This window comes from Pseudomonas sp. SDT291_1_S447 (assembly GCF_054070155.1).
In genome coordinates, this window is record NZ_JBSVXS010000022.1 from 54,605 (window position 1) to 75,602 (window position 20,998).

Annotated in this window: 18 protein-coding genes; 11 read left to right on the plus strand and 7 right to left on the minus strand. The window is 59.6% G+C overall.

Annotated elements, in window-relative coordinates:
* Positions 1–136 precede the first annotated feature (136 nt).
* Positions 137–979 (plus strand): taurine dioxygenase, encoded by an 843-nt coding sequence (tauD, locus tag ACW9IR_RS10510; protein WP_034151870.1) that lies wholly within the window; start codon positions 137–139, stop codon positions 977–979.
* Positions 980–1,177: 198 nt separating this feature from the next.
* On the opposite strand, the gene mgrA is transcribed toward tauD, so the two are convergent.
* The 3 genes from mgrA to ACW9IR_RS10525 form a co-directional block, all read right to left on the minus strand.
* Positions 1,178–2,215 (minus strand): L-glyceraldehyde 3-phosphate reductase, encoded by a 1,038-nt coding sequence (mgrA, locus tag ACW9IR_RS10515; protein WP_034148469.1) that lies wholly within the window; start codon positions 2,213–2,215, stop codon positions 1,178–1,180.
* A 110-nt stretch (positions 2,216–2,325) separates the two neighbouring features.
* On the minus strand, positions 2,326–3,645 hold the full coding sequence (locus ACW9IR_RS10520) for an LLM class flavin-dependent oxidoreductase (RefSeq protein WP_457463075.1): 1,320 nt from the start codon (positions 3,643–3,645) through the stop codon (positions 2,326–2,328).
* Position 3,646: 1 nt separating this feature from the next.
* The gene (locus tag ACW9IR_RS10525) at positions 3,647–5,872 is read right to left on the minus strand and encodes a TonB-dependent receptor (RefSeq protein WP_457463077.1); all 2,226 of its coding nucleotides are present in this window, start codon (positions 5,870–5,872) and stop codon (positions 3,647–3,649) included.
* 205 nt (positions 5,873–6,077) lie between these two features.
* On the opposite strand from ACW9IR_RS10525, the gene ACW9IR_RS10530 reads away from it, so the two are divergent.
* Entirely contained in the window at positions 6,078–7,115 is a 1,038-nt protein-coding gene (locus tag ACW9IR_RS10530) for a LacI family DNA-binding transcriptional regulator (protein ID WP_457463079.1), read from the plus strand.
* A gap of 5 nt (positions 7,116–7,120) precedes the next feature.
* On the opposite strand, the gene ACW9IR_RS10535 is transcribed toward ACW9IR_RS10530, so the two are convergent.
* Both ACW9IR_RS10535 and ACW9IR_RS10540 read right to left on the minus strand, forming a co-directional pair.
* Positions 7,121–7,522, minus strand: coding sequence for a type II toxin-antitoxin system HicB family antitoxin (locus ACW9IR_RS10535; protein ID WP_457463081.1), 402 nt, complete (start codon positions 7,520–7,522; stop codon positions 7,121–7,123).
* 59 nt (positions 7,523–7,581) lie between these two features.
* Positions 7,582–7,764 (minus strand): type II toxin-antitoxin system HicA family toxin, encoded by a 183-nt coding sequence (locus ACW9IR_RS10540; protein ID WP_026000492.1) that lies wholly within the window; start codon positions 7,762–7,764, stop codon positions 7,582–7,584.
* 396 nt (positions 7,765–8,160) lie between these two features.
* Here ACW9IR_RS10540 and ACW9IR_RS10545 point away from each other — a divergent pair, with 396 nt between their 5' ends.
* The gene (locus ACW9IR_RS10545; protein ID WP_095122232.1) at positions 8,161–8,421 is read left to right on the plus strand and encodes a hypothetical protein; all 261 of its coding nucleotides are present in this window, start codon (positions 8,161–8,163) and stop codon (positions 8,419–8,421) included.
* Between the two features lie 24 nt (positions 8,422–8,445).
* Here the strand turns inward: ACW9IR_RS10545 and betT are convergent, their stop codons facing one another.
* Both betT and epsC read right to left on the minus strand, forming a co-directional pair.
* Complete coding sequence (gene betT / locus ACW9IR_RS10550) at positions 8,446–10,407, minus strand: choline transporter BetT (RefSeq protein WP_191626939.1); 1,962 nt, start codon at positions 10,405–10,407, stop codon at positions 8,446–8,448.
* 579 nt (positions 10,408–10,986) lie between these two features.
* Complete coding sequence (gene epsC, locus ACW9IR_RS10555) at positions 10,987–11,913, minus strand: serine O-acetyltransferase EpsC (RefSeq protein ID WP_102899608.1); 927 nt, start codon at positions 11,911–11,913, stop codon at positions 10,987–10,989.
* Positions 11,914–12,103: 190 nt separating this feature from the next.
* Here epsC and ACW9IR_RS10560 point away from each other — a divergent pair, with 190 nt between their 5' ends.
* From ACW9IR_RS10560 to ACW9IR_RS10595, 8 genes are all read left to right on the plus strand, one after another.
* Positions 12,104–13,096 (plus strand): D-cysteine desulfhydrase, encoded by a 993-nt coding sequence (locus ACW9IR_RS10560; RefSeq protein ID WP_457463084.1) that lies wholly within the window; start codon positions 12,104–12,106, stop codon positions 13,094–13,096.
* A gap of 307 nt (positions 13,097–13,403) precedes the next feature.
* A complete protein-coding gene (gene tcyJ / locus ACW9IR_RS10565) occupies positions 13,404–14,204 on the plus strand; it encodes a cystine ABC transporter substrate-binding protein (RefSeq protein ID WP_095122237.1) in 801 nt (266 codons plus the stop codon).
* The gene (gene tcyL / locus ACW9IR_RS10570; protein ID WP_007918741.1) at positions 14,204–14,869 is read left to right on the plus strand and encodes a cystine ABC transporter permease; all 666 of its coding nucleotides are present in this window, start codon (positions 14,204–14,206) and stop codon (positions 14,867–14,869) included. The genes tcyJ and tcyL overlap by 1 nt, the downstream gene beginning before the upstream one ends.
* Before the next feature lie 4 nt (positions 14,870–14,873).
* A complete protein-coding gene (gene tcyN / locus ACW9IR_RS10575) occupies positions 14,874–15,623 on the plus strand; it encodes an L-cystine ABC transporter ATP-binding protein TcyN (protein ID WP_016983649.1) in 750 nt (249 codons plus the stop codon).
* 473 nt (positions 15,624–16,096) lie between these two features.
* Complete coding sequence (locus ACW9IR_RS10580) at positions 16,097–16,861, plus strand: hypothetical protein (protein ID WP_102899611.1); 765 nt, start codon at positions 16,097–16,099, stop codon at positions 16,859–16,861.
* Positions 16,862–17,129: 268 nt separating this feature from the next.
* Positions 17,130–18,371 carry an SfnB family sulfur acquisition oxidoreductase gene (locus ACW9IR_RS10585; protein ID WP_007918734.1) on the plus strand — a complete coding sequence of 414 codons (1,242 nt, stop codon included), beginning with the start codon at positions 17,130–17,132 and terminating at the stop codon, positions 18,369–18,371.
* A 23-nt stretch (positions 18,372–18,394) separates the two neighbouring features.
* Entirely contained in the window at positions 18,395–19,588 is a 1,194-nt protein-coding gene (locus tag ACW9IR_RS10590) for an SfnB family sulfur acquisition oxidoreductase (protein ID WP_457463087.1), read from the plus strand.
* The gene (locus ACW9IR_RS10595) at positions 19,588–20,940 is read left to right on the plus strand and encodes an LLM class flavin-dependent oxidoreductase (RefSeq protein ID WP_457463089.1); all 1,353 of its coding nucleotides are present in this window, start codon (positions 19,588–19,590) and stop codon (positions 20,938–20,940) included. Before ACW9IR_RS10590 ends, ACW9IR_RS10595 begins: the two co-directional genes overlap by 1 nt.
* The last annotated feature ends 58 nt before the right edge of the window (positions 20,941–20,998 follow it).

Here is a 20,998-nt window from a genome sequence, read left to right on the forward strand (position 1 = left end):
TCATGTGAATCCCCTATAGGAGTGAGCCTGCTCGCGATTGCGGTGTGTCATTCACCACAGCATTGTCTGCCAGTCTGCAATCGCGAGCAGGCTCACTCCTACAAAAGCTTGAACCCCGAATTCGAAGAGAAAGACCATGAGCAGCCTCAACATCACCCCATTAAGCTCGGCCCTCGGCGCGCAGATCAGCGGCGTCGACATCAGTCAGCCGCTGAGCCTGGAACACCGCGACGCCATCGAACAGGCGCTGCTCAAGTATCAAGTACTGTTCTTCCGCAACCAGCCAATCGAGCCGCCACAACAGGCGCGCTTCGCCGCTTACTTCGGCGACCTGCACATTCACCCGATCTACCCGAACGTACCGGAACAACCGGAAGTGCTGATCCTCGACACCGCCGTCACCGACGTGCGCGACAACGCGATCTGGCACACCGACGTGACCTTCCTGCCGACCCCGGCGATGGGCGCGGTGCTCAGCGCCAAGTTGCTGCCGGAGTTTGGTGGCGACACGTTGTGGGCCAGTGGGATTGCTGCGTACGAAGCGCTGTCGGCGCCGATGAAAAGTTTGCTCGAAGGGCTGACCGCGACTCACGACTTCACTCGCTCGTTTCCACTGGAGCGCTATGGCAATACGCCTGAAGCGTTGGCGCAGTGGGAAGAGGCTCGGCGCAAGAATCCACCGCTGTCGCACCCGGTGATTCGTACACACCCGGTCAGTGGGCGACGCTCGTTGTTCGTCAATGAAGGGTTTACGTCGAAGATCAATGAGCTGTCGGAAACCGAGAGCGAGGCGATTCTGAAGTTTCTGTTCGCCCATGCAACACGGCCGGAATTCACCATTCGCTGGCGCTGGCAACAGGACGATATTGCGTTCTGGGATAACCGCGTGACGCAGCATTACGCGGTGGATGACTATCGGCCGGCGCGACGGGTGATGCAGCGGGCGACGGTGTTGGGGGATGTGCCGTTTTTTCGCTGAGCCCTGAACAGCAAAAGCCCCTCACCCTAACCCTCTCCCGGAGGGAGAGGGGACTGATTGGGGGATGCTTTAGAGGTACGCCGACCTGATATTGCTTTGCTGAATCCATAATCGACTCGGTATTTCAGGTCGATGTATGGCGCAAGACAACTCGGTCGGCTCCCTCTCCCTCCGGGAGAGGGCTGGGGTGAGGGTCGCTTATTCTGCCGTCGAAGGCTTCTCCCAAAGATTGATCCCGCCTTCCTGCGCAAACCGGTCAATCTCCGCCAGCTCTTCAGCACTGAAGCTCAAATTCTTCAACGCCCCAACGTTCTCGATAATCTGCTCCGGCCGGCTCGCACCAATCAGCGCAGAAGTCACCCGTGGATCGCGCAGCGTCCACGCCAGCGCCAGTTGCGCCAGGCTCTGACCGCGACGCTTGGCAATTTCATTCAGCGCGCGCACGTGAGCAATGTTGGCATCGGACAAGTGTGAAGCCTGCAGCGAACCACCGCCCGGACGATTGACCCGCGCATCTGCCGGTACGCCGTTAAGGTATTTGTCGGTGAGCAGACCTTGCGCCAGCGGCGTGAAAGCGATCACGCCAGTACCGAGTTCATCGGTGGTGTCGAGCAGGTCTTTTTCCACCCAGCGATTGAGCAGGTTGTACGCCGGTTGATGAATCAACAGCGGCACTTTCCACTCTTTCAACAGCGCCGCGATCTCGCGGGTTTTCACTCCCGAGTACGACGAGATACCGATGTACAACGCCTTGCCCTGCTGCACGGCAGTGGCGAGGGCGCTGGCGGTTTCTTCCAGTGGGGTGTCCGGGTCAAAGCGGTGCGAATAGAAGATATCCACATAGTCGAGCCCGAGGCGTTGCAGGCTCTGGTCGAGGCTGGCCAGTACGTATTTGCGCGAACCGCCGCCCTGGCCGTAAGGGCCGGGCCACATGTCCCAACCGGCCTTGCTGGAGATGATCAGTTCGTCGCGGTACTGCTTGAAGTCTTCGCGCAGCAGACGGCCGAAATTGATCTCGGCGCTGCCGTACGGCGGGCCGTAATTGTTGGCCAGGTCGAAGTGGTTGATGCCCAGATCGAATGCAGTGCGCAGCAAGGCGCGCTGGGTGTCGATCGGCGTGCTGTCGCCGAAGTTGTGCCACAGGCCCAACGACAGCGCCGGCAGCACCAGACCGCTGCGGCCGACGCGGCGGTAAGGGATGGAGTCGTAGCGGTTTTCGGCAGCGGTGTAAGTCATCGAATCCTCTCTTGTCTGTCTTGAAATAGGTGTCGACTGCTTCAGGAGCAAGCTCGCTCCCACCTTTGGAATGCATTTCCCTGTGGGAGCGAGCTTGCTCGCGAAGGGTTTTACGAAAATCTATTGTTCGGTCGAGCGAGACCAAGGTTCTGGCGCAACGTCCGGCCTTCGTATTCAGTTCTGAACAACCCACGCCGTTGCAGTTCCGGGACCACGCCATTGGCGAAGTCTTCGAGCCCGCCCGGCAGGTGCGGCACCAGCACGTTGAAGCCGTCAGCCGCGCCCTGTTCGAACCATTCCTGCAAGCGATCAGCGATCTGCTCGGGGGTACCGACCAAGCTGTAATGCCCTCGCCCGCCGGCAATCTTGCGACCCAGTTCGGCAAGGCTCAGGTTCTCCCGACCCGCCAGTTCCGTGAGCAATTTCTGCCGGCTCTGCTGGCCGCTGTCCGTCAGCGGCAACTCGGGCAACGGCCCGTCCAGCGGGTACTTCGACAAATCGAAGTTGCCCAGCATACGCCCAAGCAAGGCGACGCCAACCTCGGGTTCGACTAATTGCTGAAACGTTTCACATTTTTCCTGCGCTTCGGCTTCGGTGCGGCCGACCACGACAAAAACCCCAGGCATGATTTTCAACGAATCGGCGCTGCGCCCGTACTTGGGCAAACGTCCTTTGAGGTCGGCGTAGAACGCCTGGGCACCGGCCAACGAAGTCTGCGCGGTGAACACCACTTCAGCGGTCTGTGCTGCCAATTCGCGTCCGGTTTCCGAAGAGCCGGCCTGAACAATCACCGGTTGCCCCTGCGGCGAGCGCGCAACGTTCAGCGGGCCTTTTACCCTGAAGTGCTCGCCGACGTGATCCAGCACGTGCAGTTTCGCAGGGTCGTAATACGCCCCACTGGCCTTGTCGCGCGCAAACGCATCATCCTCCCAGCTATCCCAAAGCCCGGTGACCACTTGATGAAACTCGCGGGCGCGGCTATAGCGTTCGGCATGACCAATGTGTTCATCACGACCGAAATTCAGCGCCTCGGCGGCGTTGTCCGAGGTCACCAGATTCCACCCCGCTCGCCCTCCCGAAAGATGATCAAGCGAAGCGAATTTGCGCGCCACGTGATACGGCTCGTTGTAACTGGTGGTCGCCGTGGCGATCAGACCGATGTGCTCGGTCACCGCACTCAACGCCGAGAGTAAGGTCAGCGGTTCAAAGTGATCGGAGCGTGCCATGCGACTGGCGATGTCCTGGGTCGGCGCGGCAACACTGTCAGCAACAAACAATGCATCGAACTTCGCCGCCTCGGCAATCTGCGCCAGCCGTTTGTAATGGGCGAAATCCAAACCCGCACTGGCCGGCACATCCGGATGACGCCACGCCGCCACGTGGTGCCCGGTGGCCATGAGGAACGCGCCGAGTTTCAACTGTCTGCTCATCTCAGAAATCCTTGCGCAGTTGCACGCCGAAGTAACGCTCGTCATCCCGTGGCACGGCGCGGTAGATGTAGTTGCCGCCGCTGGCGAGCAATGGCGAATAAGACTTGTCGGTGAGGTTCTTGCCCAGCAGCGCCACGCGCCAGCCATTGCTGTAATCGGCCAGCGCGACACTGGCGTTCCACAGACCGTAGGCGCCCTGCTTGGTGTCGGGGTTCTGGCTGATGTCGTACTGCACTTCGCTCTGCCAGCTGTAATCGGTGCCCAGTTCGATATCCAGACCGTTATCCAGCGGGATGCTGTAGTCGGCGCGCACGTAGCTTTTCCAGTCCGGGCTGAACGGCAGCGGTTTGCCGTTGACGTTGCACGACGCTGCCGCGCCCGCCGGGCAGGCGAATTCGTCGATGCGGGCGCGGGTGTAGGCGAGTGCGCCGGACAGTTTCAATTGCTGGGTGGCCTGCAAGGCGTAATCGAGCTCGACACCTTCGGTGCTGACGCTGCCAGCGTTGATCAAACGCGTCACAACCTGACCGGCGACGGTGTCAAAGAAGTTCGCCTGATAGTTGTCGTACTCGCTGTGGAACACCGCGAGGTTGGTGGTCAGGCGATTATTCCAGGACGTGGCTTTGATGCCCGCCTCCCAGGTGTTGGAAGTTTCCGGCTTGAGTGCTTCGGTGTCGCGCGGCTGCATGTTGAAGAACACGTTGTAGGCCGGGCCTTTGTAGCCGCGCGAGTAGGTCAGGTAAGTGGTGACCGTATCACTCAGGTCGTACTGCACGCCGAGGCGACCGGACCAGCCGTCTTCGTCCACCGAACCTGAACTGCTGGTGGCCGGTTGGATGCCGCTGACCGTGGTCGCTGAAGTGGAAACGCGGCGGTGATCGTATTCGAGATCATCGTGGGTGTAGCGCAGGCCGGCGATGCCGCGAAAGTCGGACGTGAAGTTCAGCGTGCTCTCGCCAAACACGGCGTAACTGTCGCTGGTGGTGCTGTAATCGGCAACGCCACGGTCGGTGCGCGTGGTGGTGGTCAGCGTGCGCTGATAGGTCTCGTCGTCCTTGCCGTGCATGTAGAACAGGCCGCCGACGTACTCGAGGAATTCACCCTTCGGCGAAGCCAGACGCAGTTCTTGCGAGTATTGATCGAAGGCCAGATCACCCTTGTCCGCCGTGCCGGGAAACGCTGCGGTCACGGTGCCGAGACGGTCGCCATCCTGATACTGAGTATTGTCCCAACCACGCCACGCGGTAATCGACGTCAGGGTGTAATCGCCCAGTTGCCAGTCGAGTTGGCCGGACAGGCCTTTGTTGATGTCCTCAACGTGTGAGCGGGTGTCGGTGTTGATGTCGCGGTTGTGGCTGCTTGCATTGACCGGACTCAGCGCATTGGCGAAGGCCGGGGTCAACGACTTGCTGACCACACCATTGGGGCCGTCGTCGTGGGACTGCATGTAGTCGGCAATCAGGGTGAAAGTGACGTCGTCATTCGGGGTGAATTCGAGTTTGCCGCGCACGCCGCGATGGTTGTAACCGTTGACCTCTTGGCCGTTGTGCTGGTTGTCGACGTTACCGTCGTAGGTGCCAAACAGCGTGCTGATCGAGCCCTTCAGCGTGTCCGGAATCAGGCTGCCGCCGATACCAAAACGGGTGCGGCTTTCGTTGCCGCTGTAGTACGACTGATCGATGTAACCGTGGGTCTCGGCGGTGGGTGCCTTGCTGGTGATGTTGAGCACGCCGGCCGAGGCGTTTTTGCCAAACAACGTGCCTTGCGGGCCGCGCAATACTTCGACGCGTTCCAGATCCAGCAGATCGAGCGTGGACTGACCCGGCCGCGCATACACCACGCCGTCGATCACCGTCGCGACGGTCGGTTCGACGCCCGGCGAGGTGGAAATCGTGCCGACGCCGCGCACGAACAACGAGGTGTCCTTGTTCGACGCGCCGGTACGGAAATTCAGCGACGGCACTTGCTGGACGATACTGGCCACGCCGTTGCGGTTGTCGCGCTCAAGCTGTTCGCCATCGATGACAGACACCGCCACCGGCACTTTTTGCAGCGACTCTTCGCGGCGCGTGGCAGTGACGGTCACCGATTTGAGTGTCGGCTCCTGATCACTGCTCTCGGCAGCGAATGCGTTGGGCAACGGCAGCGCCGCCAACCCCGTGAATAACCAGCCCGCCGCACGGATCGATTGCGTCAGTTTGTGTGTCGCCCCAGGAATGTTGTGCATGTTTGCCCGCTCGAAATTGGCCCTTAACCGCTGCCGTTCTGCGACGACAGCGCCTGAATCGGTGTCTTGGGCATTCGCTCGAGCGAGTAGCAGACAGCGCGCTTTGTTAGCGCTACCATCGACAGTATTGGCAAGCCGCACATAGAGCGTCCAATACTGAAAAATTACTTTTATATGCGATTTGGTTTTTAAGAAGGATCGAGCCTTGAGCGAAGAAAAACCCCGCAAGCGTCGTGGCGCCGGACGCGTGACCCTGAATGCCGTGGCACGTGAGGCCGGGGTTTCGGCGATTACCGTGTCGCGCTATTTCAATCAGCCCGAGCAAGTTTCACCCGAACGCCGCGAACGGATTGCGGCGGTGGTGGCGGAGTTGGGTTACGTACCGAATCTGGTGGCCGGCGGGCTGGCCTCGGCACGGGGGAAAATCGTCGGCATGGTGATCCCGAACATCTCCGGGCCGATCTTCGCCAATACCATTCAAGGCTTCAGCGACACGCTCAGCCGTCACGGTTATCAGCTGTTGCTGGCGTCGAGTTACTTCAGCACCGATCAGGAAGAAAACGCCGTGCGCGCGTTTCTTGGCTGGTCGCCGGCGGCGCTGGTGCTGACCAGTCACTTCCACAGTGCGGGTACGGAAAAGATGATCGCCGAGGCGGATATTCCAGTGATTGAGACCTGGGATTACCAGCCGGATCGTGAGCCGATGCAGATCGGTTTTTCGCATTTTGAAGTGGGCGTGACGGCGGCAAAACATCTGCTGGGAAAAGGCTACCGACGTATCGCCTTCGTGCAGAACAGCGCGCCGGGGGACTTCAGCGCACTGGAGCGCCGCGACGGTTACGCGGCGACCTTGCGCGAATCCGGCCTGGATCCTTGGGTCTATGCCCCTGACGCTGATCGAGCACCGTTCGAGGCCGGCAAACAGGCGATGGATGCCCTGATGAATACCACACCGCGCCCCGACGCGATCATCTTCGCCAACGACAACCTCGCCGCCGGCGGTCTGCTCGCCGGGCAACGCGCGGGTTTGAAAATCCCCGAAGACTGCGCCGTTCTCGGCTTCGGCGATTACCCGTTCGCCGAGATGCTGCTGCCCAGCCTGAGCACCATCAAACCACCGGCACTCGAGATCGGCGTGCTCGCCGCAACACGCGTGCTGGAAAGCCTTGGCGTGTTGCCGAGCGACGAGGTGCAGCGGCTGAACCTGCTGCAGTGCCAAGTCATCGAACGGGAAAGCACCTGACTTCGCTATACCGACAGTTCGCGCAAGGCGGCCGCCGCGAGAAATCCGGAACGGGATCGATAGCGCTGGTCACGGCGGACTGTCTGGTCAATACGCTCAAGCAACTGCTCCGGCAGCGTGGCGTTAAAACGCACTGACTTGCCGAAATACGGGGTGATATCAAAATCGACCACGCCCCAGATCCCTCCCGCGTAATCCGGGTTATCGAGATGAGCATCAATGTCCCGCACTTGCGGTAACGGCGCGCTGTCGGCGACCAACCCCTCATAGTGAAGCGCCAATGCCTCCTGAGTATTTTCAAACGCCTCAGCGACCGTAGTGCCTGCGGAGAAACAACCCGGGACATCCGGGACGATCACTCCGTAGTCTGAGTCGGCATCCTTGTGCAGAACGACCGGGAATTTCATATGAGTGAGTCCTTCCTCTGACAGGCCCATAAAACGGCCTTCGTTTCCAATAACGGGCCTCATTTCAAGCCCGCCTGTTTCAAAATGCTGTTGATCGTGCCCTTGGGCAGATCCGAATCAGGGTGCTTGATCGTCACCCTTCCTGGCTTGTGCGGATGCTTGTATTGGTGGTGGCTGCCTTTCACCGCCACGAGATACCAACCATCGTCTTCGATCATCCTGATCATTTCCCGACTGCGCATTTCCTTTGCCCTGTTCGAACGCTAGAGCTGTTTACTCTAGGTGAAGCAGTTGCTTTCTATACACACGATACACACTTGGATAAATACTAGCTTACTGAACAAATTCTCGGTGATGGGATAGATCAACGGCAGGCGCGGGCCAGCAAGAAAAAAACGTCGCCGGCCAAACTCTGTGCAGGAGTCGCAAAATGTGTCCAGTTGAGAAGTAGGGCGTGCAGTGGCGGGGGCGGGATTGGCTATGCTCTAAATGACACCGAGGTGGCCCCTTCGCGGGCAAGCCCGCTCCCACAGGGTTTTGCGTCGTTCACAAACTTTGTGTCCAATCCCAAAACCTGTGGGAGCGGGCTTGCCCGCGATGGCGGCCGATCAAGCAGCGCATATCCCGCAGGCACACCTATGCACACCGCCATCATCATTTTCTTCGGCCTGATCCTGCTCGCCCTGATGCTCTACATCGGCGAGCGCATCGGCTTTAGCCGCCAGACCATGGCCTACGGCTTCGCCGCCCTGTGGCTGGCGTTGACGGTGATCAATGGTGCGGTGGGGGTGGTGCATGCCGGCCAGTCCGTGGGATCGGAAATAGCCATTGGCAGTGCAGTGTTCGGCGTGCCGGTGGCGGCGATGGTGTTGTTCATGGTGCTGAGCGCCGAGTCGTAAAACGTCCCGGCGCTCAGCCGCCGATCAACGTACCAAATGCAGGAACTGCATGTGGCGTTCGTACTGGTCGAGGATGTCGTTGATGATCTGCTCTTTGGTGTAGCCGACCAGATCGTAGTCCTGACTGCCCTCGCTCAAGTGCACTTCGGCGCGGTAGTAGCGACGATTGTTGAGCTGCTTGGAACCCATGCCGCCACGCGCGAACGACGGCGTGAAGTAGCCGCGCATCTGCACCTGATAGATGAACGGATGCGCATCACCATGGCCGATTTCGAGGCTGACGCTGTCATTCGCCGGATCCGGCTGGGTGACCACGTTCAGGCCTTTCTCGACAAACACCGCCGTCACTTCTTCAATCGCCGGGCGCACCGTGGTGTCCATGAAGCGGTACACCTCGTCCCGCGACGGGAAGTGCACAGCCTGGCTCAGACGCTGACGCCAGCCACCGGTGCCGCGCCGTGAACCAGAGACCGGTGCCAGCGAATGCAACTGCGCGATCTGCTTCTGCGACTCCAGATAGAACGCCTTGTGCAGGCCCCACATCATCAGCAGCAAGATCAACGAGAACGGCAACGAGGTCAGCACTACCGCTGACTTCAATGCATCGATGCTGCCGGAGAACAGCAGCGCACTGGTGATCAGCGCGGTCATCGCGCCCCAGAACACCCGCAGCCATTTCGGCCCGTCTTCGTCCGGGCTACCGCCCTTGGCCGACAGGGTCGAGAGCACCACGGTGCCGGAGTCGGCAGAGGTGACGAAGAACACGAAGCTGATAAACACCGTCACGGCAATGACGGTTTTGCTCCACGGATAAGTTTCCAGCAGCAGGTAAATACTCATCGACGGGTTGTCGAGGGCCGACATGCCCAGTGCGCTCATGCCGTGGTTGAGGACCTGATCGATTGCACTGTTGCCGAAGATCGACATCCACGCGAGGGTGAAACCGAGCGGAATCAACAGCACGCCGAAGACGAATTCACGGATGGTCCGGCCACGGGAAATCCGTGCGATGAACAGGCCCACAAACGGCGACCATGCGATCCACCAGGCCCAGTAGAACACTGTCCAGCCGCCGAGCCAATCGCTCGGTTTGTCGTAGGCGTAGAGGTCGAAACTCTTCATCGGCAAGGCGCCGAGGTAGTCGCCCAAGTTCTGGATCAGGGTGTTGAGCAGGTGCTGGGTGGGACCGGCGAACAACACGAACAGCAGCAGCGCACAGGCCAGCAGCATGTTGATGTCGGACATCACGCGCACGCCTTTATCGACGCCGGAAACCGCAACGATGATCGCCGCGCCCATCATCAGCGTGATCAGGCCGACCTGAATCCACTGGGTGTGCGCGATGCCGAACAGGTAGTCGAGACCGGAGTTGAGGTGCAGCACCCCAAAGCCCATGTCGGCACCCAGACCGAACACCGTGGCGATGATGCCGAAGCCGTCCACCGCGTAACCGATCGGGCCGTTGATGCGTTTGCCGATCAGCGGGTACAGCGCCGAGCGCAGGGCCAGTGGCAGATTGTGACGGTAGGCAAAATACGCCAGCGCCATGCCGACGAAGGCGAACACGCCCCAACCATGCAGGCCCCAGTGCAGAAACAGAATCTGCATCGCCTGACGCGCAGCATCCGCCGTGCCCGCCTCGCCTTGCGGCGGCTGCAGCATGTGGGTCAGCGGCTCAGAGACGCAGAAGAAAAACAGCGTGATGCTGATCCCGGCGGCGAACAGCATGCCGGCCCAGGACAGATAACTGAATTCGGGCTCGTCGTGGTCGGCACCGAGTTTTATCTTGCCGTAGCCAGATAAGGCGGTGACCACCACGAAGACCAGATACAGGGTCATCGCGAGCATGTAATACCAGCCGACCGTATTGGCCGCCCAGTTTTGCGCTTCCAGCAGCCAGGCACCGGCCTGCTCAGGCATGGCGATGACAACGAGACCAAACAGCAGAATGACCGTCGCGGCGAAGTAGAACACCGGCGGATTCATGCGTACCAGACCGCTGGCGGGGGTGGACGATGCACTCATGAAACGTGCACCTCGAGGGGTTGAAACGTGGCTGAAATGATCGGACTCAGCAAAGGCAAGCCTCCTGTTGTGAGCGGGCAGCGAACCACCGGTTTAACTTGAATGAACGTTCAAGTTAAACATGGATGGGGTGGTAAGGACTAATCGTACGGCTAGGCGGTAGTTTTCCTACGCTAGCTCAAGGATGGGTATGACGTGGGTTTAAGGGTATTCGTTCAATAGCCCTCACCCTAGCCCTCTCCCGGAGGGAGAGGGGACTGATTGGGGGATATTGGGGAGATACGCCGACATGATCCTGCTGTACCGAATCCATCATCAACTCGGTGTTTCAGGTCGATGTATGACGCAAGACACTTCGGTCGGCTGCCTCTCCCAAAGTGAGAGGGGCTGATTGGGGAATATTTGAGAGATACGCCGACGTGATGCATCTGTACCGAATCCAGAATCGACTCGGTGCTTCAGGTCGATGTATGACGCAAGACACCTCGGTCGGCCCCCTCTCCCTCTGGGAGAGGGCTGGGGTGAGGGTTTGCTTTGCCCCTACTTCTGCGTCCCGTCATCATGCTGCAGATTCGCCTGGGTCAAATTGCACCCCGCCGGCACGCTGCGCGTCAGCCACACATTGCCGCCAATGGTCGAACCCTTGCCAATGGTGATCCGCCCGAGAATCGTCGCCCCGGCATAAATCACCACGTCATCTTCAACGATCGGATGACGCGGATGACCTTTCTGCAACTGCCCGTCCTCATCCGCCGGGAAGCGCTTGGCGCCCAAGGTAACGGCCTGATAAATCCGCACGCGCTCACCAATGATCGCCGTCTCACCGATCACCACGCCCGTGCCGTGATCGATAAAGAAGCTACGGCCGATCTGCGCACCCGGATGGATATCGATACCGGTCGCCGAATGAGCGATTTCCGCGCTGATCCGCGCCAACAACGGCAGCCCCGCGCGATACAAATGGTGCGCCAGACGATGGTGAATCACCGCCAGAATCCCCGGATAGCACAACAGCACTTCATCAACACTGCGGGCCGCCGGGTCACCGTGATAAGCGGCCAGCACATCGGTGTCGAGCAGCGTGCGCAGGCCCGGCAACGCGAGGGCAAAATCCTGCACGATCTGGATCGCGCGGGCCTCGACTTCAGTGTCAGCCGAAGCGCTGTGGCGGGCGACGTAACGCAACTCCAGACGGGTCTGCGCCAACAAAGCATTCAGTGCGACATCAAGAGTATGACCAACGTAAAAGTCTTCACTCTCTTCACGCAAATCCACCGGCCCCAGACGCATCGGGAACAGCGCGCCGCACAACGCTTCAAGAATTTCCGCCATCGCCGCCCGCGACGGCAACTCGCGACCACCCTGCTCGCCGGACGCCCGGCCGTTCTGTGCCCGCCACTGATCCCGCGCGCTGCGCAGTTGACTGACGATGGTCTGCAATTGCCAATGGCTGGAACGCTCGCTCACGGTAAAGACTCCTCACGGGCGGCCGGACTGTCTGGCCGCGTCAACGGCGACTACTTTACGGCAAGGTCAGGAGAGCGAATTAAGAACCGATAGTGCTGGCCTTAGTTCATTTGGCTATAAGCGATTGGCGGTTGCCCCTGTAAAAGCGCGTGCCTATAGTCCTTTCATCTTCCTCCGCCAGTACGGACTCATGATCAAACAACAGCTGGACCGCTTTAACCGTCTCGACCTGCTCGGCCACCCGACGCCACTGGAAAAACTCGAACGCCTGTCCGCATGGCTCGGCCGCGAGGTTTACATCAAACGCGATGACCTGACGCCGCTGGCCATGGGCGGCAACAAACTGCGCAAACTCGAATACCTCGCTGCCGACGCCCTCGCGCAAGGCGCCGACACGCTGATCACCGCCGGCGCCTTGCAATCGAACCACGTCCGCCAGACCGCCGCACTGGCCGCCAAATTGGGCCTGGGTTGCGTGGCGCTGCTGGAAAATCCGCTGGGCACTGACGACAGCAACTACACCGGCAACGGCAACCGCCTGCTGCTGGATCTGTTCGACACCAAGGTCGAGCTGGTCGACAACCTCGACAACGCCGACGACCAATTGGCCGCCCTCGCCACACGCCTGCGCAGCAACGGCAAGAAGCCGTATCTGGTGCCGATCGGTGGCTCCAATGCGCTCGGTGCGTTGGGTTATGTGCGCGCCGGTCTGGAGCTGGCCGAGCAGATCAAGGACACCGGCCTGAATTTCGCCGCTGTAGTGTTGGCCTCGGGCAGTGCCGGAACGCACAGCGGTCTGGCATTGGCGTTGAGCGAAGTGTTGCCGCAATTGCCGGTGATTGGCGTGACCGTTTCGCGCAGTGAAGAAGACCAGCGGCCGAAGGTTCAGGGCCTTGCCGAGCGTACGGCGGACCTGCTCGGCGTCGAACTGCCGGCCAGTTTCAAGGTCGAGTTGTGGGATGAATACTTCGGCCCGCGTTATGGCGAGCCGAATGCCGGGACGCTGGCGGCGCTGAAGTTGCTGGCGAGTCAGGAAGCGCTGTTGCTGGATCCGGTGTACACCGGCAAGGCCATGGCTGGGTTACTCGATGGTATCGGCCGTCAGCGCTTCAATGAAGGCCCGATCATCTTCCTGCACACTGGTGGCGCACCAGCGTTGTTTGCCTACAAGGATTTGCTCTGACTGATCGTTCCCACGCTCTGCGTGGGAATGCAGCCCGGGACGCTCCGCGTCCCTTCGAGAGCTGGAACGCGGAGCGTCCCTAAAGGCATTCCTGCGCAGAGCGTGGGAACGATAAATATTCCAAAAAGAACTAACAGATCAAAAATTTAGTATTTTCAAGTCTAACGAAGACATCCTATAGTCTCGCCGCAGGCGAATTTCGCGAGAGACGCATAAGCTGCTTTAAGGCAGGATAGCGCTGTCGTCGAAATCACCAATTCGCCAACTTTCCTTAAGCGTCTTCCATAAGAAAACACAGGGGCTTGTCATGAATTTTTCCGCACTACGTCGCAATCTGCTGGTGGGTTCGCTGGGCCTGGCGCTGAGCGCCGGTCTGATCGGCCAGGCAGTGGCCGGTGAGCAGCTGCAACAGATCAAGGACAAAGGCGTTATCAACGTCGGCCTGGAAGGCACTTATCCACCGTTCAGCTTCGTCGATGCCGACGGCAAACTGTCCGGTTTCGAAGTCGAGCTTTCCGAAGCCCTGGCACAAAAACTCGGCGTCAAAGCCAAGGTTCAGCCAACCAAGTGGGACGGTATCCTCGCCGCGCTGGAATCCAAGCGTCTGGACGTTGTAGTCAACCAGGTGACCATCTCCGACGAGCGCAAGAAGAAGTATGACTTCTCCGAGCCGTACACCGTTTCCGGGATTCAGGCACTGGTGCTGAAGAGCAAGGAAGCCGCGCTGAACATCAAGACTGCCGCTGACCTGTCCGGCAAGAAAGTCGGCGTAGGCCTGGGCACCAACTACGAACAATGGGTCCGCGCCAACGTGCCGGGTGCCGACGTGCGCACCTACGACGATGATCCGACCAAGTTCGCCGACCTGAACAACGGCCGCACCGACGCCATTCTGATCGACCGTCTGGCCGCCCTGGAATACGCCAAGAAAGCCCCGAAAACCGTTGCCGCCGGTGAAGCCTTCTCCCGTCAGGAAGCCGGTATCGCCCTGCGCAAAGGCGAGCCTGAACTGCTGGCAGCCGTGAACAAGGCCCTCGACGAACTGCGTGCCGACGGCACGCTGAAGAAGCTGTCCGAGAAGTACTTCAACGCTGACGTCACTCAATAATGGAAGAAGCTTTCCAACTCGCACTGGACTCCGCGCCCTTCCTGCTCAAGGGCGCGTATTACACGGTAGTCCTCAGCCTCGGCGGCATGTTCTTCGGCCTGCTGCTGGGCTTCGGCCTGGCATTGATGCGCCTGTCGCGTTTCAAATCGGTCAGTTGGCTGGCACGCATCTACGTGTCGTTCTTTCGCGGCACGCCGCTGCTGGTGCAACTGTTCGTGATCTATTACGGCTTGCCGCAATTGGGTCTCGAACTGGATCCGCTGCCAGCGGCGCTGATCGGCTTCTCGCTGAACATGGCTGCTTACGCCTGTGAAATCCTCCGCGCCGCGATCGGCTCGATCGAGCGCGGTCAGTGGGAAGCGGCTGCGAGCATCGGCATGACCCGCGCGCAAACCCTGCGCCGGGCCATCCTGCCGCAAGCAATGCGCACGGCGTTGCCGCCGCTGGGCAACAGCTTCATTTCACTGGTCAAAGACACCGCTCTGGCAGCCACCATTCAAGTACCGGAACTGTTCCGTCAGGCGCAGTTGATTACCGCCCGGACTTTCGAAGTCTTCACCATGTATCTTGCCGCCGCGCTGATCTACTGGATTCTGGCCACAGTGCTTTCGCACTTCCAGAACAAGTTGGAAGAGCGGGTCAATCGGCATGACCAGGAGTCCTGACCCGATGATTGTCGTGGAAAAACTGACCAAGCAATTCAAGGGTCAAGTCGTGCTCAACGGCATCGACCTCGAGGTCAAGGAAGGCGAGGTGGTCGCGATCATCGGCCCCAGCGGCTCGGGGAAAACGACGTTCCTGCGTTGCCTGAATTTCCTTGAACAACCCACCAGCGGCCGGATCAAGGTCGGCGATATCGAAATCGATACCAGCCGCCCGCTGAACCAGCAGCAAAGCTTGGTGCGCAATCTGCGCCAGCACGTGGGTTTCGTGTTTCAGAACTTCAACCTGTTCCCCCATCGCACCGCTTTGGAGAACGTCATCGAAGGCCCGATCGTGGTCAAGAAGATGCCGCGCGACGAGGCTGTTGGCCTGGGCAAGAAGCTGCTGGCCAAGGTCGGTCTTGCCGGTAAGGAGGACGCCTATCCGCGTCGCCTGTCCGGAGGTCAGCAACAGCGCGTAGCGATTGCCCGAGCGCTGGCGATGGAACCGGAAGTGATCCTGTTCGACGAGCCGACTTCGGCTCTCGATCCGGAACTGGTCGGTGAAGTGCTGGCGACCATTCGAGGCCTGGCGGAAGAGAAACGCACCATGGTGATTGTCACTCACGAAATGGGTTTTGCTCGCGATGTGGCCAACCGTGTAGTGTTCTTTGACAAAGGTGTGATCGTCGAACAAGGCGACGCCAAGGCATTGTTTGCCAATCCGAAAGAAGAACGCACTAAACAGTTTCTCAGCAAGTTTCTGAATCACGCCTGAGAACTTTCATTGCACCATCGAAAACTTCCACGGATGGAAGTTATCCCTATACAACTTCAGCATCAACCAACACCCTACCTGAACAAAACTTATCAGAAGCGCTACATATATATGTTCTGCAACAGATAATACCCGCCTGCCTTCCTCTCCGACTGACCTGTCCGTGCTCGAATAAACCTTGCGCAAAAACCGGCAAAAAGCCCGAGGCACCGTGGCTTATTTCACTTATAGGTCTAGGCAAGAGGTCATAGCGACGTAGGAAACTTCTGATTAATTCGTAATTCATGAATTAACTAATATCGTCTATTGACAGCTTATCCCGCGCACTCTTATCTAGTCGACAACCGGCACCACTTAGTTCAACCAACCCGTATCCAACTTGAATAAAAGTTCAAAGCTTTATTGCCAGTTTATTCATGTCTTTTGTTCTTCCAGAAACGGACTTCGCTGCAAGGCTTCAAGGAGAGAAATCGATGACCCGCACTTCGCATACCCCCGAACTGGCAGCGCCGATCCTGGCGCCTGCGCAAAAAACCGGCATCAATCTGAGCGCCGCCGCACATTTTCTGGTCGAGGTCTCGCCCTACCCCGATATGGACAGCGGAGACCTCATCGAGCTGTTCTGGAACAAATGCTATGTCGCCTCCAGGGTGCTGACGGCCGATGACGTCGGCACAGCGGTACGCCTGCGGGTGCCGGAGAGTTTCATCGCCAGCGGCACCGCGCGCATTCACTACCGGGTGATGCAGGTCGGTCAGGGTCCGGCGCTGTCGGCAGCGACGCGCGTGCAGGTCAAACTGGACTGCCCCGGAGGGCAACCCTCGACGCTGAGCGCAGATGAAAACCAGCAATTGGCCCCCGTGACCATTCCCGACGCGATTCGCCGCCAGGGCGTGAATCCGAACCAGATCAAACGCGGCGTGCCGCTGACCATCGAGCCGTACCTGAACATGGCTGAGGACGACGCCATCACCTTGCGCTGGGGCGACGTACGCATGGATCTGGCGCCGATCACTGTCGCGGATATCGGCTTGCCGATTCAGGTCTGGGTACCGCCAGCGGTGATTGTCGAAGCGGGTGAGGATCTGCGGCTGGACGTGACTTATTGCGTCATAGACCGAGTCGGCAATAACTCGCGTTGGGCACCGCCCCGCACCTTGAAGATCGGCTGTGTAAATCCTTATCTGAAAGTCCCTCTGAGGCAGGATCTCAAGGCGGCCGAATCGCGCAAAGTCTGATGCGCTTTGGTGGTGGCGGGGGCTCAGCCCCCTCTCCTGAAAATTCTTAACCAGCCCGACCATCACCCCTTCTATACATATTCCTAAAAGTTAGTTTATTTAATATTTATACACGCTTAGGGTATATGAACCGGACCACCGGACATTCTTTCGTTCGCCGCACTCTTGCGGCGTTTTTCATGAGATGTGAGGTAGGTAGTATGGTCCGGAACACAATCACCCCAGTGCAGATCGCCAGGGCATTGCGTGCAGCCAAGGAGCGGCACTGATGTCCAGTCTGGCAGACGCAAACGTCCAGTCGGATCTGGACATCGCCCCACTGTTGTTGCCCGCGCAGGTCTTGCGCAACGACGCCCAAGCCATCAAGGCTGCCCATGAGCTGGCGCAAGTCGCCCGCGTGCAGGCCGCCAAACGCGATCGCCAGCGCAAGTTGCCGTGGTCGGAAATCGAGCAGTTCACCCGCAGCGGATTAGGCAGCATCGCCATCCCGCGCGAATACGGTGGCCCGCAGGTTTCCTTTGTCACTTTGGCCGAAGTGTTCGCGATCATTTCCGCCGCCGACCCGGCGCTGGGGCAGATCCCGCAGAACCAGTTCGGCATCATCAATCTGGTGCTCGGTAGCGCCACCGAGGAGCAGAAAAAGCAGCTGTTCCAAAGTGTTCTGGAAGGCTGGCGCATCGGCAATGCCGGCCCGGAACGCGGCACCAAAAACACCCTGGAACTGAAAGCGCGGATCACCGCCGACGGCGACGATTACGTGATCAACGGCCAGAAATTTTATTCCACCGGTGCGCTGTTCGCGCACTGGGTCGCGGTCAAGGCACTCAACGATGACGGCAAACAAGTGCTGGCCTTCGTCCGTCGCGGCACGCCGGGTTTGCGCATTGTTGATGACTGGTCGGGCTTCGGTCAGCGCACCACCGCCAGCGGCACGATTCTGCTGAACAACGTGCGCGTCGAGTCGAGCCTGGTGGTCGACAACTGGAAGATCAACGAAACCCCGAACACCCAAGGCGCGGTGTCGCAGCTGATTCAAGCCGCGATCGACGCCGGCATCGCCCGTGGCGCCATTGACGACGCCATCGAGTTCGTCAAAACCCGCGCACGGCCATGGATCGACGCCAAGGTTGATCGCGCCAGCGATGACCTCTATGTGATCGCTGACATCGGCAAACTGAAAATCGAACTGCACGCCGCCGAAGCACTGTTGCGCAAGGCCGGCAAGGTGCTCGATCAAGTGCACGCCGCGCCGCTCACCGCCGAGTCCGCCGCTCGCGCATCCATTGCCGTGGCCGAGGCGAAAGTGCTGACCACCGAGATCTCGCTGCTGGCCAGCGAAAAGCTTTTCGAACTGGCCGGCAGCCGCGCGACCCTCGCCGAATTCAACCTCGACCGTCACTGGCGCAATGCCCGGGTCCATACCCTGCACGACCCGGTGCGCTGGAAGTATCACGCGGTCGGCGCCTATCGCCTCAACGGCACTTTACCGGCTCGTCACTCCTGGATTTAACGACCAGACCTCTGGAGAAACCTATGACTTTTTCCCATCACGTCGCGGTCATCACCAGCGATGAGCAAGCGCTGATCGTCGCCAGCGATCTGGCCGAAGATTTCAAACGCGACAGCGCCCTGCGCGACCGTGAACGTCGCTTGCCACTGCCGGAACTCGATGTATTTTCCCGCTCCGGCCTATGGGGCATCAGCGTGCCCAAGGAATACGGCGGCGCTGGCGTGTCCAACGTCACCCTGGCCAAAGTCATCGCCCTGATCGCTCAGGCTGACGGCTCGCTCGGGCAGATTCCGCAAAACCATTTTTATGCATTGGAAGTGCTGCGCGTAAACGGCAGCCACACGCAAAAACAACGGCTGTATGCCGAAGTGCTTGCAGGCCAGCGCTTCGGCAATGCCCTGGCGGAATTGGGCACAAAAACCGCCCACGACCGCGTCACCAGTCTCAAACGCAACGGTGACGGCTATCGCATCAACGGCCGCAAGTTTTATTCAACCGGTGCGATCTACGCGCAGCGCATTCCGACTTCGGTTGTCGATGAAAACGGCGTGCAGCAACTGGCCTTCGTCCCGCGTGACAGCAAAGGCCTGACAGTGATCGACGACTGGAGCGGCTTCGGTCAGCGCACCACCGGCAGCGGCTCCGTAGTGTTCGAAGACGTGTATGTAGCCACCGAAGACGTTTTGCCGTTTCAAAGCGCTTTCGAACGCCCGACCACTGTCGGCCCGTTGGCGCAGATACTTCACGCCGCCATCGACACCGGCATCGCCCGCGCCGCCTACGAAGATGCCCTGCACTTTGTGCGCAGCAAGACGCGCCCGTGGATCGATTCCGGCAACGACAAAGCCACCGAAGATCCGCTGACGTTGAAGAGCTTCGGCCACTTGAGCATTCGTCTGCACGCCACGGAAGCCTTGCTGGAACGCGCCGGCGAATTCCTCGACGCGGCGCAAGCCGAGACCACCGCAGAAACCGTCGCCGCCGCTTCGATTGCCGTCGCCGAAGCACGTGCGATCAGCACTGAAATCTCTTTGGCCGCCGGCAGCACGCTGTTCGAATTGGCTGGCAGCCAGGCCACGCTGATCGAACATGGCCTCGACCGTCACTGGCGCAACGCGCGCGTGCACACCCTGCACGACCCGGTGCGCTGGAAGTATCACGCGGTGGGCAATTACTACCTCAATGATGAAAACCCGCCACTGCGGGGGACCATCTGATGGCGAAGAAAAAAATCTTGCTCAATGCGTTCAACATGAACTGCATCGGCCACATCAACCATGGCCTGTGGACGCATCCGCGTGACACCTCGACGCGCTACAACACCATCGAATACTGGACGGAACTGGCGCAATTGCTGGAGCGCGGGCTGTTCGACGGCTTGTTCATCGCCGACATCGTTGGTGTGTACGACGTCTATCAGAACTCGGTCGATGTCCCGCTGAAAGAGTCGATCCAGTTGCCGGTCAACGATCCGCTGCTGCTGGTTTCAGCGATGGCTGCCGTGACCAAAAATCTTGGTTTCGGTCTAACCGCGAATCTCACTTATGAGCCGCCGTATCTGTTCGCCCGGCGCATGTCGACGCTCGATCATCTGAGCCGTGGTCGCGTCGGCTGGAACATCGTCACTGGTTACCTCGACAGCGCCGCCAAAGCCATGGGCCTGCGCGAACAAGTCGAGCATGACCGTCGCTACGATCAGGCCGACGAATACCTGGAAGTGCTCTACAAACTCTGGGAAGGCAGTTGGGAAAACGGCGCGGTGCTCAATGACCGCGAGCAGCGCATCTACGCCCAACCGGAAAAGGTCCACAAGGTCGAGCACAAAGGCGAGTTCTATCAGGTCGAGGGTTATCACCTCTGCGAGCCTTCGCCACAGCGCACGCCGGTGCTGTTTCAGGCCGGCAGCTCCGATCGCGGTTTGCTGTTCGCCGGTCGTCATGCCGAGTGTGTGTTCATCAGCGGCCAGAACAAACCGTCGACCAAGGTTCAAGTCGACAAGGTCCGCGCCAGTGCCGTGGCGGCCGGGCGTAATCCTGAGGACATCAAGGTGTTCATGGGCCTCAACGTGATTGTCGGCGCGACGGAAGAAGCCGCGTGGGCCAAGCACGCCGAGTACCTGAGTTACGCCAGCGCCGAGGCCGGTGTGGCGCATTTTTCCGCCTCCACCGGCATCGATTTTTCCCAGTACGAGATCGACGAACCGATCCAGTACGTGAAGAGCAACGCCATTCAGTCGGCGACCAAGAACCTGCAAAACAACGACTGGACCCGACGCAAATTGCTTGACCAGCACGCCCTCGGTGGCCGCTACATCACCGTTGTTGGCTCACCTGAGCAAGTCGCGGATGAGCTGGAGTCATGGATCGCCGAGACCGGTCTTGATGGGTTCAATTTGACGCGGATTGTTACGCCGGAAAGCTATGTCGATTTCATTGAGCTGGTGATTCCCGAGTTGCAGCGGCGTGGGTCGTACAAGACCGCGTACGACACCGGCAGCCTGCGCGAGAAGCTGTTTCACGGTGCGGCGCAATTGCCCGAGCAACACACCGGCTCCGCGTTTCGCCGCTAAAAGCATCGCGAGCAGGCTCACTCCTACAGGGGAACGCATTCCAAATGTAGGAGTGAGC